11 protein-coding genes and 1 tRNA gene are annotated in these 13,711 nt (G+C 38.2%); 7 read left to right on the top strand and 5 right to left on the bottom strand.

The genetic code is table 11. The features are described 5' to 3' along the window. Positions 1–30 precede the first annotated feature (30 nt). The 7 genes from aceE to A1D25_RS04270 all read left to right on the top strand — a co-directional run bounded on the left by aceE (position 31) and on the right by A1D25_RS04270 (position 9,518). Entirely contained in the window at positions 31–2,688 is a 2,658-nt protein-coding gene (gene aceE, locus A1D25_RS04300; RefSeq protein ID WP_157394459.1) for a pyruvate dehydrogenase (acetyl-transferring), homodimeric type, read from the top strand. Positions 2,689–2,740: 52 nt separating this feature from the next. After that, positions 2,741–4,636, top strand: coding sequence for a pyruvate dehydrogenase complex dihydrolipoyllysine-residue acetyltransferase (gene aceF / locus A1D25_RS04295; RefSeq protein ID WP_157394458.1), 1,896 nt, complete (start codon positions 2,741–2,743; stop codon positions 4,634–4,636). 157 nt (positions 4,637–4,793) lie between these two features. Next, a complete protein-coding gene (gene lpdA / locus A1D25_RS04290; protein ID WP_157394457.1) occupies positions 4,794–6,218 on the top strand; it encodes a dihydrolipoyl dehydrogenase in 1,425 nt (474 codons plus the stop codon). A gap of 257 nt (positions 6,219–6,475) precedes the next feature. Next, a complete protein-coding gene (gene metF / locus A1D25_RS04285) occupies positions 6,476–7,357 on the top strand; it encodes a methylenetetrahydrofolate reductase (protein WP_157394456.1) in 882 nt (293 codons plus the stop codon). Positions 7,358–7,637: 280 nt separating this feature from the next. Beyond that, entirely contained in the window at positions 7,638–8,795 is a 1,158-nt protein-coding gene (tgt, locus tag A1D25_RS04280) for a tRNA guanosine(34) transglycosylase Tgt (RefSeq protein ID WP_157394455.1), read from the top strand. Next, the gene (locus A1D25_RS04275; RefSeq protein ID WP_157394454.1) at positions 8,788–9,300 is read left to right on the top strand and encodes a hemerythrin domain-containing protein; all 513 of its coding nucleotides are present in this window, start codon (positions 8,788–8,790) and stop codon (positions 9,298–9,300) included. Before tgt ends, A1D25_RS04275 begins: the two co-directional genes overlap by 8 nt. Then, complete coding sequence (locus tag A1D25_RS04270; RefSeq protein WP_157394453.1) at positions 9,300–9,518, top strand: sulfurtransferase TusA family protein; 219 nt, start codon at positions 9,300–9,302, stop codon at positions 9,516–9,518. The genes A1D25_RS04275 and A1D25_RS04270 overlap by 1 nt, the downstream gene beginning before the upstream one ends. A gap of 110 nt (positions 9,519–9,628) precedes the next feature. Here the strand turns inward: A1D25_RS04270 and A1D25_RS04265 are convergent. The 5 genes from A1D25_RS04265 to hflD all read right to left on the bottom strand — a co-directional run bounded on the left by A1D25_RS04265 (position 9,629) and on the right by hflD (position 13,659). Beyond that, positions 9,629–9,715 (bottom strand) — tRNA-Leu (locus tag A1D25_RS04265). 95 nt (positions 9,716–9,810) lie between these two features. Continuing rightward, positions 9,811–10,683, bottom strand: coding sequence for a 4-hydroxybenzoate octaprenyltransferase (gene ubiA / locus A1D25_RS04260; RefSeq protein WP_157394452.1), 873 nt, complete (start codon positions 10,681–10,683; stop codon positions 9,811–9,813). Next, positions 10,683–11,447 carry a DeoR/GlpR family transcriptional regulator gene (locus tag A1D25_RS04255; RefSeq protein ID WP_157394451.1) on the bottom strand — a complete coding sequence of 255 codons (765 nt, stop codon included), beginning with the start codon at positions 11,445–11,447 and terminating at the stop codon, positions 10,683–10,685. The genes ubiA and A1D25_RS04255 overlap by 1 nt, the downstream gene beginning before the upstream one ends. Positions 11,448–11,647: 200 nt before the next feature. Continuing rightward, the gene (gene purB, locus A1D25_RS04250; RefSeq protein ID WP_157394450.1) at positions 11,648–13,015 is read right to left on the bottom strand and encodes an adenylosuccinate lyase; all 1,368 of its coding nucleotides are present in this window, start codon (positions 13,013–13,015) and stop codon (positions 11,648–11,650) included. A gap of 14 nt (positions 13,016–13,029) precedes the next feature. Beyond that, on the bottom strand, positions 13,030–13,659 hold the full coding sequence (gene hflD / locus A1D25_RS04245; protein WP_157394449.1) for a high frequency lysogenization protein HflD: 630 nt from the start codon (positions 13,657–13,659) through the stop codon (positions 13,030–13,032). Positions 13,660–13,711: the final 52 nt, after the last annotated feature.

The raw sequence follows: 13,711 nt of genomic DNA, 5'->3' as shown, positions 1-13,711 counted from the left end.
ATTATTTAACTCACATAAAAGGAAAAGACTATGTCAGAAATTTTGCGTAATGACGTAGATCCAATCGAAACACAAGATTGGTTACAAGCACTTGATTCATTAGTTCGTGAAGAAGGAATTGAACGTGCACAATATATCGTTGAGCAACTTATTGATAAAGCACGTTTAAAGGGTGTTTCATTACCAACAGGAACAACCACTGATTATGTAAATACCATTTCTGTGGACGAACAACCTGCTTACCCTGGTGATAAAGAAATTGAACGCCGTATTCGTTCAGCGGTACGTTGGAATGCGATTGCGATGGTGTTACGTAGCCAGAAGAAAGATTTGGATCTCGGTGGACATATTTCAACTTTCCAATCAGCAGCAACAATGTATGAAGTGGGTTACAACCATTTCTTTAAAGCCGCAACAGATAAAAATGGTGGCGATTTAATTTTCTCTCAAGGTCACGCAGCACCAGGTATTTATGCTCGTGCATTTATTGAAGGTCGCTTAACGGAAGAGCAATTAGATAATTTCCGTCAAGAAGCTTTCGTAGATGGTTTATCTTCTTACCCACACCCGAAATTGATGCCAGAATTTTGGCAATTCTCAACAGTATCTATGGGTTTAGGTCCTGTTAATGCGATTTATCAAGCTCGTTTCTTAAAATACTTAGAAAATCGTGGTTTAAAAGATACTTCAGATCAAAAAGTATATGCGTTCCTTGGTGATGGTGAGATGGATGAAATCGAATCTAAAGGTGCATTAACTGTTGCTGGTCGTGAGAAATTAAATAACTTAATTTTCGTGATTAGCTGTAACTTACAACGTTTAGATGGCCCTGTAAACGGTAACGGTAAAATCGTTCAAGAATTAGAAGGCTTATTCAGTGGTGCAGGTTGGGAAGTTATCAAAGTATTATGGGGAAGTGGTTGGGATAAACTCTTTGCTAAAGATACATCAGGTAAACTTGCTCAATTGATGATGGAAGTTGTTGATGGCGATTACTTAACATTCAAATCAAAAAATGGTGCTTACGTTCGCGAACACTTCTTCGGTCGTTACCCAGAAACTGCGGCATTAGTTGCAGATATGACTGATGATGAGATTTGGCATTTACGCCGTGGTGGTCACGATTCAGAAAAAATGTTTGCGGCATTTGCTAAAGCACAGAAATCAGATAAACCAGTGGTGATTTTATCGCATATGGTTAAAGGTTATAAAATTCCTGAAGCTGAAAGTAAAAATACTGCACACCAATCGAAAAAAATGTCATACGAAAGCCTTAAAGGTTTCCGTGACTACTTCCACCTACCATTAACTGATGAACAGGTTGAAAATTTAGAATACATCAAATTTGCAGAAGGTTCACCAGAATACAAATACTTACACGAAAGACGTCAAGCATTAAATGGTTATACACCTAAACGTACACCGAAATTTACCGTAGATTTCAAAGTACCAGCATTAGAAGAATTCCAAGCATTACTTGATGCTCAACCGCGTGGTATTTCAACCACAATGGCATTCTCTCGTGTATTAAATACATTATTAAAAGATAAAAATATCGGTCAGCAAATCGTTCCAATTATTGCCGATGAAGCTCGTACTTTCGGTATGGAAGGTTTATTCCGTCAAATCGGTATTTACAACCCATTTGGTCAAAACTATGTACCATCAGACCGTGATTTAGTGGCTTACTATCGTGAAGCAAAAGATGGTCAAGTATTACAAGAAGGTATCAATGAGTTAGGTGCAACAGCATCTTGGGTTGCGGCTGCAACATCTTACTCAGTGAATAACTTACCAATGATCCCATTCTTCATCTACTACTCAATGTTTGGTTTCCAACGTGTAGGCGATATGATGTGGTTAGCAGGTGACCAATTAGCGCGTGGCTTTATGATTGGCGGTACTTCAGGTCGTACAACCTTAAATGGTGAAGGTTTACAACACGAAGATGGTCATAGCCATATTCAAGCAGGCGTTATTCCTAACTGTGTAACATACGATCCAGCATTTGCATTTGAAGTTGCAGTTATCGTACAAGACGGTATTAACCGTATGTATGGTGAGAAACAAGAAGATGTGTTCTATTACATCACAACCTTAAATGAAATTTATGATCAACCAGCAATGCCTGCAGGTGCAGAAGAAGGTATCCGTAAAGGTCTATATAAATTTGAAACAGTTGAAGGTAAAGGAAAAGGACACGTTCAATTATTAGGTTCAGGTGCGATTTTACGCCACGTTCGTGAAGCTGCACAAATCTTAGCGAATGACTATGGTGTAACTGCAGACGTGTTTAGTACTCCATCATTTAATGAGCTAGGTCGTGAAGGTGCAGATGCAGCACGTTGGAACTTATTACACCCAACAGAAACTCCACGAGTACCGTATGTTGCACAAGTATTAGCAGACTTACCAACGGTTGCATCAACAGACTATATGAAACTATATGCAGAGCAAATTCGTGCATACGTTCCAAGCAAACATTACCACGTATTAGGTACTGATGGTTTCGGTCGTTCAGATAGTCGTGAAAATTTACGCGAACACTTTGAAGTAGATGCGCGTTATGTTGTTGTTGCAGCATTATCGCAATTAGCAAAAGAAGGTACGGTAGAAGCGAAAGTTGTTGCTGATGCAATTACGAAGTTTGGTTTAAATGTGGATCGTATTAACCCGTTATATGCGTAATCATTAAGGGCGTTTACAACGCCCTATAATTTGATTTTTGGAGAAAGATAAAATGTCAAAACAAATCAATGTACCAGATATCGGTGGCGATGAAGTTACCGTTACAGAAGTAATGGTAAAAGTAGGGGATACCATTGCTGTTGATCAAAGCATTATCAACGTTGAAGGTGATAAAGCATCAATGGAAGTTCCAGCACCAGAAGCGGGCGTGGTGAAAGAAGTATTAGTAAAAGTAGGCGATAAAGTCTCAACAGGTTCGCCTATGCTTGTATTAGAAGCGGCAACTTCAGCAGCAGAAACACCAAAAGCGGCAGCACCAGTAGCATCAGCACCTGTTGCAAGTGCAGTTGTTGATGTAAACGTACCTGATATTGGTGGCGATGAAGTAAACGTGACTGAAATTATGGTAAAAGTGGGCGATGTTGTTACTGTTGATCAATCAATCATCAATGTTGAAGGTGACAAGGCATCAATGGAAGTCCCAGCGCCTATCGCAGGAACAGTTAAAGAAATCTTAATTAACGTTGGTGATAAAGTATCAACAGGCTCATTAGTAATGCGTTTTGAAGTTGCAGGCACAGCCCCAGCTGCATCTGCACCAGTAGAAGCAGCTGCCCCAGCACCACAAGCGGTAACGTCAGCAGTACAAGATGTAAATGTACCAGATATCGGTGGTGATGAAGTAAACGTAACCGAAATTATGGTAAAAGTAGGCGATGTTGTTGCGGTTGATCAATCAATCATCAATGTTGAAGGCGACAAAGCATCAATGGAAGTTCCAGCACCAATTGCAGGAACGGTAAAAGAAATCTTAATTAAAGTGGGCGATAAAGTATCGACTGGCACTTTAATTATGAAATTTGAAGTGGCAGGAGCAGCACCTGCACCAGTACAGCAAGCACCAGTAGCGTCAGCTCAACCACAACAAGCTGCACCACAAGCAGCACCAGCACAATCAGGTAATGTATCAGGGTTAAGCCAAGAACAAGTGGTAGCAAGTGCAGGTTATGCTCACGCAACACCAGTTATTCGCCGTCTAGCACGCGAATTTGGTGTGAATTTAGATAACGTGAAAGGTACAGGCCGTAAAGGTCGTATTGTTAAAGAAGATATTGAAGCCTATGTGAAAACAGCGGTGAAAGTATTTGAGGAAGTGAAATCAGGAAAAGCACCTGCAGGTACAGGAGTGGCAAATGGTGCAGGTTTAGGTTTATTACCTTGGCCGAAAGTTGATTTCAGCAAATTTGGCGAAGTGGAAGAAGTTGAATTAAGTCGTATCAATAAGATCTCTGGTGCAAACTTACACCGTAACTGGGTAATGATTCCACACGTTACACACTTTGATCGTACGGATATCACAGAGCTTGAGAACTTCCGTAAAGAGCAAAACAAACTTGCAGAAAAACAAAAACTCGATGTGAAGATCACTCCAGTGGTATTCATTATGAAAGCTGTGGCGAAAGCATTGGAAGCATATCCACGTTTCAACAGCTCAATTTCTGAAGATGGCCAAAAACTAACAATTAAGAAATATATCAACATTGGTGTGGCAGTAGATACACCAAATGGCTTAGTTGTTCCAGTATTTAAAAACGTGAACAAAAAAGGCATCATCGAACTTTCTCGTGAGTTAATGGAAGTATCGAAAAAAGCGCGTGATGGTAAATTATCAGGCTCTGATATGCAAGGTGGCTGTTTCACTATTTCAAGTTTAGGTGGTATCGGTACAACTCACTTCACACCGATTGTTAATGCTCCAGAAGTTGCAATTTTAGGGGTATCTAAATCAGAAATGGCACCAGTTTGGAATGGTAAAGAATTTACGCCACGCTTAATGCTTCCATTATCACTTTCATTCGATCACCGAGTGATTGATGGTGCAGATGGTGCGAGATTCTTAAGTTATATCAATGGTGTATTAGCGGATATTCGCCGTTTAGTAATGTAATAGAAGGAAAGCGGTTAGATTGATAAAAAAATTTGCAAAGATTTTTTAAAAACTGACCGCTTATTTTCTATTCTGTGATCTTGTTCTCGTTACAAAATTGTTAAAACCGTTAAAATAACGGTATGGTTAAGAGAAACAATTTACTTCAGAGGTAAAAATGAGCAAAGAAATTAAAACTCAAGTGGTAGTACTTGGTGCTGGTCCAGCGGGTTATTCAGCAGCATTCCGTTGTGCAGACTTAGGCTTAGAAACAGTATTAGTTGAACGTTATTCAACGTTAGGTGGGGTATGTTTAAATGTAGGTTGTATTCCTTCTAAAGCATTACTTCACGTTGCAAAAGTGATTGAAGAAGCTAAACACGCAGAGCATAACGGTATTACTTTTGGTGAGCCGACTATTGATTTAGACAAAGTTCGTGCAGGTAAAGAAGCCGTTGTATCTAAATTAACAGGTGGCTTAGCAGGTATGGCGAAAGCTCGTAAAGTAACAGTGGTAGAAGGTCAAGCAACATTTGCCGATCCAAATACTTTAGTTGCTCGTGATCGTGATGGTAATCCAACAACAATTAAATTTGATAATGCGATCATTGCAGCAGGTTCTCGTCCAATTCAATTACCATTTATTCCACACGATGACCCACGTGTATGGGATTCAACAGATGCACTTAAATTAAAAGAAGTGCCAAAAAGATTACTCATTATGGGTGGTGGTATCATCGGTTTAGAGATGGGTACGGTTTACAATGCGTTAGGTTCAGAAGTTGAAGTTGTTGAAATGTTTGACCAAGTAATTCCTGCAGCGGATAAAGATGTTGTTGCGATTTACACCAAACAGATCGAGAAAAAATTCAAACTAATGTTAGAAACCAAAGTTACCGCAGTAGAAGCAAAAGATGACGGTATCTATGTTTCAATGGAAGGTAAAGCGTGTAACGATACTAAACGTTACGATGCGGTATTAGTTGCTATCGGTCGTGTACCAAATGGTAAATTACTTGATGCGGGTAAAGCGGGTGTTGAAGTTGATGAGCGTGGTTTCATTCACGTTGATAAACAAATGCGTACCAACGTACCACATATTTTTGCTATCGGTGATATTGTTGGACAACCAATGTTAGCACACAAAGGTGTTCACGAAGGACACGTTGCAGCGGAAGTTATTGCAGGGCAAAAACACTATTTCGATCCAAAAGTGATCCCATCAATTGCTTATACTGAGCCAGAAGTTGCCTGGGTAGGTAAAACAGAGAAAGAGTGTAAGCAAGAAGGCTTAAACTATGAAGTTGCTAAATTCCCTTGGGCCGCTTCAGGACGTGCAATTGCATCCGAATGTTCAGAAGGTATGACCAAACTTATCTTCGATAAAGACACGCATCGTTTACTTGGTGGTGCTATTGTGGGTTCAAATGGTGGTGAATTATTAGGTGAAATTGGTTTAGCTATTGAAATGGGCTGCGATGCAGAAGATATTGCACTAACCATTCACGCTCACCCAACATTACACGAATCAGTTGGTTTAGCAGCTGAAGTATTTGAAGGTTCAATTACCGACCTTCCAAATCCAAAAGCGAAGAAACGCTAATAAAAAATAGTAAATCCAAAGCGGTCAAATAGTTGTACATTTGATCGCTTTTTTGTTTCAAAACTTAATCAACTTACATATAGCTTATTTTTATTATGAATTTTATTCATAGATAAAATGAAAATAATGGAATTGACATAATAGGTATAACTTATTAAAGTTTAGCCATCTAAACGTCCAAAGAGGCGTACAGTATGCAAATTAAACATCATATATAATAATTAAACACAACAAATAAATGTATCAATGGGGTACTTATGAGCTACGCAAAAGAAATTGATCTCTTGAATCAAAGTGTTGCTGACTTAAATGGCAAAATTAATGTTTCATTTGAATTTTTCCCACCAAAAAATGAGAAGATGGAAACATTACTGTGGGATTCAATTCATCGTTTAAAGGTACTTAAACCAAAATTTGTGTCTGTAACTTATGGAGCAAACTCAGGAGAACGTAATCGTACGCACTCTATTGTAAAAACAATTCAACAAGAGACGGGTATTATCGCAGCACCACACTTAACAGGGATTGATGCAACACCTGATGAATTACGTCAAATCGCAAAAGATTATTGGGATAGCGGTATTCGCCATATTGTTGCATTGCGTGGTGATGAGCCTGCTGGCTATGCAAAAAAGCCATTTTATGCATCAGATTTAGTCGCGTTATTAAAAGATGTTGCCGATTTCGAGATTTCCGTTGCAGCATATCCAGAAGTTCACCCTGAAGCAAAATCAGCACAATCTGATTTACTTTATCTAAAACAAAAAATTGAGGCAGGTGCAAACCGAGCTATTACACAGTTTTTCTTTGATATTGATAGCTACCTACGTTTCCGTGACCGTTGTGCAACAGTAGGAATTGATGTGGAAATCGTACCTGGAATTTTACCTGTATCGAATTTTAAACAACTTGAAAAGATGGCTAAAATCACTAATGTAAAAATTCCTAGTTGGATGACAAAAATGTATCAAGGTTTAGAAGATGACCAAACAACTCGTAATTTGGTTGGCGCTAGCATTGCAATGGATATGGTGAAAATTTTATCAAAGGAAGGGGTAAAAGATTTCCATTTCTACACATTAAACCGTTCTGAATTAAGTTACGCAATTTGCCATACTTTAGGTGTTCGTCCAGAATAAAATTAAATACAAATCTATTAAATTATGCTGATCTACAATTCAATTAAACTTTATTAAATCAAAGGGCTTAATTGATTTGTAGATTTTTTATTTTATGCTATATGACAATGCAAGCGGTAAGTTTTTCCGAATCTTTTGCAAAAAATAACTTAAAACTTACCGCTTATGATTTCAAGCTGAATTTTAGTGGTAATTAAGCTATACTACGAAACTAACGGTCGCAGTAGAGCCATTTGCTCTTACTGCGTTTTATTTTACAAACTGTTTATTTGTAGGAAAAATGAAGTACGAATTAAAAACAACCAGTGGAAATGCTCGTCGTGGGCGTTTGACTTTTTCTCGCCCTAAAGGCGAATTTCACGTTGAAACTCCAGCTTTTATGCCTGTGGGGACGTATGGCACAGTAAAAGGTATGACACCTGAAGAAGTGGCTGCAACAGGGGCGCAAATTTTATTGGGGAATACTTTCCATCTTTGGCTACGCCCAGGGCAAGAGATTATGCGTCAGCACGGTGACTTACACGATTTTATGCAATGGCACGCCCCTATTTTAACGGATTCAGGTGGTTTCCAAGTGTTTAGTTTAGGGAAATTGCGTAAGATTAAGGAAGAAGGGGTTTATTTCCAAAATCCAATTAGTGGTGAGAAAGTTTTCTTATCGCCAGAAAAATCAATGGAAATTCAGTACGATCTGGGATCAGATATTGTGATGATTTTTGATGAATGTACACCTTATCCTGCCACTTTTGATTATGCTAAACAATCAATGGAAATGTCATTACGTTGGGCGAAACGTAGCCGAGATCGCTTTGATGAACTTGAAAACCCAAATGCACTCTTTGGTATTATTCAAGGAGGTGTCTATGAAGAATTACGTAAAATCTCCGTAGAAGGCTTAGTTAATATCGGTTTTGACGGCTATGCTGTTGGTGGTTTAGCGGTTGGCGAACCTAAAGAAGATATGCATCGTATTTTAGAGTATGTTTGTCCACAAATTCCTGCAGATAAACCTCGCTATTTAATGGGCGTAGGTAAACCCGAAGATTTAGTAGAAGGTGTTCGTCGTGGAATTGATATGTTCGATTGCGTAATGCCAACCCGCAATGCTCGTAACGGACATCTCTTTGTCAGCAATGGTATTGTAAAAATTCGTAATGCAAAATATCGTAATGATACAACCGCTCTTGACCCTGAATGTGATTGCTATACCTGCAAAAACTACACTAAAGCCTATCTTTACCATTTAGATAAGTGTGGCGAGATTTTAGGGGCGAGGTTGAATACTATTCATAATTTACGCTATTACCAACGCTTAATGGAGCAAATTCGACAAGCGATTGAAGATGATCGTTTTGAGCAGTTTGTGGTAGAGTTTTACCAAAAAATTGGTAAAGAAGTGCCACCATTACAAATCAATCAGGAAAATGAAAATGCTTAATTTATCACCACAACAGTTTGCTAGTTGGGAACAACCGATTGATATGCTTTATGCTTGTCATAGTAAAGTGAAAAGTTTTTGCCGACAGTTACAAATATTACCTGATTATATTGAACAAAATGGGTGTAATCAGGCAGTACAGAATGATGTAAAGCAGATCTTAAATTATTTTAATCAATCAGCCCCTTTACATCACGATGATGAAGAAAAGGATTTCTTTCCCGCTTTAATTAAGCAATTACCTGAAACTCAGCAAACAGTGGATACATTAGCGGAGCAACATCACGATCTGCATCATAATTGGGATTTATTGTCACTTCAGTTAAACGAGCTATTACTAGGGCAACGTAAAAATGTAGATCGCAAATTGATTGCTCGTTTCGTTGCAGGTTACGATCAGCATATTGCGATTGAAGAACCATTATTTGAGCTTGGTCGTACGCATTTAAATCACGATGAACTTGATGCAATGGGTAAAATAATGGCTGAACGCCGTAAAGCCTAATGGATTATCAACTCGATCTTACCGCCTACTCTTGCCCTTTACCGTTATTGATAACTAAAAGGGCTATTCAGCAATTAAATAAAGGGGAACGCTTATTATTGAAAGTTTCCCCTTACACTATTTTTTCTGATTTTGAATTACTTTGCCAACAACAAGGCGATTTATCTATTACTCAGAAATCGGACAATAAATATGAATGGCTAATTGATAAAAATTAGGTAAGGGGTATTGAGTAAAGGATCGAGTCCATTACACCCTTGTTCATTACACTGAACATTTCAATATAAGATTAGATCTATAAGGGGAAAGTAATTAGAATTTGGATATTTGGTGCCAGTGGTCGGACTCGAACCGACACGCTTTTAAGGGCGGCGGATTTTGAATCCGCTACGTCTACCAATTTCGTCACACTGGCTTTAAGAAGTGGTAACGGGCGTGATTATAAAAACCTTACTCTCTTTATGCAAGCAAGAAATGTCGAGAATAATTCAGTTGTAGGTATTTTCGACATTATTGAGCAAAAATTCCAATTAAGATAGAGATAAAAATTCCTAAGCCCACATAATTATTATTCAAAAATGCTTTAAAGCAAGCGCTTCTCTCACGTTGTTTAGTTAATTTACATTGATAAATAAAAAGAGTTGCTGTAAATGCGAGAGCAATAAAATAAGCGGTTGGATAACCTTGGCATTTTCCAAATAAAGTTAAGAGAATTAAGGTGATAAACTGCAATAATGCAATAACTTTATTATCATATTGTGCAAATAAAATTGCCGTAGATTTTACGCCAATGCGTAAATCATCATCACGATCAACCATTGCATATTGAGTATCGTAAGCTACCGTCCAAGCTAAATTAGCAAAAAAGAGTAACCAGCATTCAAAGGGTAGGCTCTGATTTACTGCACCGAAAGCCATCGGAATAGACCAACCAAACGCCATTCCTAACACAAACTGTGGCAGATGCGTGTAGCGTTTCATAAAAGGGTAAACAATAGCTAGTCCTGCAGCAATAAAGGATAATCCGATAGTATAAAAATTTAATTGTAAAACTAATAAGAATGCAATAAGAAGTAATGTAGCAAACAAAATTTTAGCTTCTTTCGCTGTGGCTCGTCCTGTAGCAAGTGGGCGTAGCGATGTTCGTTTCACACTACCATCAATGTGTCTATCTGCGTAGTCGTTAATTACACACCCTGCTGCACGCATTACAATAACGCCTAATATAAAGATAATTAGAATAGGTAAAGGAGGAACACCTTTAGCAGCGGTAAATAAAGCCCATAACGTAGGCCATAATAGTAATAATGTGCCGATAGGCTTATCTAAACGCATTAGCTGAGCGTATGCAAGCCATTTATCTCGAGTAAAATGATTTTTCATTATTGTTCGTTACAGATATAAACCGCCACATCACTATGGCTTAAATAATGTTGTAATTCTAATGGTAACGGGCGATCAGTAAATAGATAATTCACTTCTTTGATATCGCCTAATCGCACAATTGCATTGCGTGTAAATTTAGAGTGATCGGTTACTAATACGATATTACGAGCATTACGCATTAAGGCACGTTTAACTTGAACTTCGTGGTAATCATAATCCATCATTGAACCATCTGATTCCACTGCACTAATACCTAAAATACAGTAATCTAAGCGAAATTGATTGATAAAGTTTACTGTCGCCTCACCAATAATACCGCCATCGGCACGCAATTCACCGCCAGCGATAGTCACTTGGCAATTATCTTTCTGTAATAAGATATGTGCGGCATTTAAGTTATTCGTAACCACCCTTAAATCTTTATGGTTCAGTAACGAATACGCTACCGCTTCAGGTGTTGTGCCAATATCAATAAACAGCGATGCCCCATTTGGAATCATATCTGCAACCTTTTTCCCTATGCGACTTTTTTGCTCTGAGAAAAATTGTTTACGTTCACTATAATCACTATTTTCTGTATTAGATGGAGATGCAGCTCCACCGTGATGGCGGCGAATAAGGTTATTTTCCGCCAACTCATTCAAATCACGGCGAATAGTCTGTGAACTTACCTTCAAAATAGCAACAAGCTCTTCAGTGCTGACATAGCCTGATTGATTGACTAACTCAATAATTTTTTGATGACGAATAGACTGTTTCATAACGTTACCTGTTTGTCATTGGTAAAACATTGATAAAATCAGACCGCTAATAAACACAAACAATAAAATGTATAGGGTGGGATTTAGCCCACCATATACAATCAATAGATGAAACGGTGGACTAAAGTCCACCCTACAACAAATAGGTTTATCAATAATCTGAGCCTGCCTATTATAAGCGGTCGATTTTCAAAAAAGTTTTACAATTTTTCAACCAACTCCACCGCATAACCAATATAGCTTGCAGGAGTCATTTGTTTTAAGCGATCTTTTTCGTGCTGTGGTAGCTCTAAACCATCAATAAATTGACGCATTGCTTCGCCATCAACACGTTTACCACGAGTTAATTCTTTTAATTTTTCGTATGGTTTTTCAATACCATAACGACGCATTACGGTTTGAATTGGCTCTGCCAACACTTCCCAGTTTTGATCTAATTCATCACGCAAGTGTTGTTCATTCACTTCTAATTTACTGATACCTTTTAAGGTTGCTGCATAAGCAATTAACGCATAGCCTAAGCCAACCCCTAAGTTACGCAATACGGTTGAATCCGTTAAATCACGTTGCCAACGTGAGATGGGTAATTTCTGTCCTAAATGGCTCATTACCGCATTCGCTAAACCTAAATTTCCTTCTGAGTTTTCAAAATCAATTGGGTTTACTTTATGTGGCATTGTAGAAGAGCCGATTTCACCTGCGATTGTACGTTGTTTGAAGTGATTTAAAGCAATATAGCCCCACATATCACGGTCAAAATCAATAATGATCGTATTAAAACGAGCCACACAGTCAAAAAATTCTGCAATATAATCGTGCGGTTCAATTTGAGTAGTATATGGATTCCAAGTAACCCCAAGCGACTCAATAAACTCTTGACTGAAAGTATGCCAATCAATTTCAGGGTAAGCCGAAAGGTGAGCATTATAGTTACCTACAGCACCATTGATTTTCGCTAAAATTTCTAAGTTTTCGAGCTGTTTATATTGGCGTTGTAAACGATATGCTACATTCGCCATCTCTTTACCGATAGTACTTGGGCTAGCGGGTTGTCCGTGCGTACGAGAGAGTAATGGAATATCTTTATAACGAGTGGCTAACTCTTTGATTGCATCGATCACTTTCTTCCATTCTGGTAATAGCACTTCTTCTTTCGCTGTTTTAAGCATCAGTGCGTGAGATGTATTATTTATATCTTCTGAAGTACAAGCAAAGTGAATAAATTCACTCACTTTCGCTAATTCAGGCAAGGCTTCGCTTTTCTCTTTTAAGAAATATTCAACCGCTTTTACGTCGTGGTTAGTTGTACGTTCGATAGTTTTGATACGTTCTGCATCTTCAAGAGAGAAATTCGCAACAATTTGGTTTAAGTAATCGTTTGCTTCTTGAGATAAAGCTGAAACTTCTTGAATTTGAGCGTGAGATGCCAGTTTCTGTAACCAGCGAACTTCCACCGTAACGCGGAATTTGAGTAAACCAAATTCACTAAAAATAGGACGTAATGCCGTTGCTTTATCTTGGTAACGACCATCAATCGGGGATAATGCAGTAAGTGCATTGAGTTGCATAAAATGTTCTCCAGTTATAACGATGAATATAAAGATTGAGTTGCATTAAGAATTTTTTTACGAGAGAAGAAAAATTGCCAACGACTTCCCCCAACTTGTTGCCACAGAATACCTGCACGAATACCTGCTAATAAAGTGGCACGAATACGATTTTGAATATCAGGGCGAGAAAGTAAATCGTGACGACCAAATACTTGAATACGAGAGCCTAACGGACTAATCAAATCGCTATAAATGCTCGCCATATTAGCTATCATCTGCTCGTGTAAAATGTCATTGTCATATAATGATAATTGACGCTCAAGTTGGAGCAAACGCTGTGCTAATTCACTTTTAGTTTGAGGATTTTTATCTAGCTTTTGACTTAACGCTAAAATACCTACCCAATAACGCCCGATTTCAGTATCTAACTTCCCTTGTTTTCCACCAAATTGAGCAAATATCGTTTCTAATCCCTGTTTTAAATGTTGAAGATCATTATCAAACACAGCAAGGGTTGAATCTGGTTGTAAAACGAGTAGGCTTTTTAAAGATTGAGCGAGGATTTCTCTCTCTGCACTACCTTGATGTGCAAAATTTTGGACTAAACTTGCCGCTTGGCAAACACCTGCTAGGGCAATACTAATATCTGAATAATTCGCCATTTTTTGTATGATTTTCTTTGTAGCTTTCTTTGATAGCTATGTTGATAGTTAT

Origin of the sequence: Ursidibacter arcticus (assembly GCF_009761375.1) — a bacterium.
GTDB classification, from domain to species: domain Bacteria; phylum Pseudomonadota; class Gammaproteobacteria; order Enterobacterales; family Pasteurellaceae; genus Ursidibacter; species Ursidibacter arcticus.
Note: the sequence above shows the minus strand (reverse complement) of the source record. Positions and strands in the feature narration are given on the sequence as shown.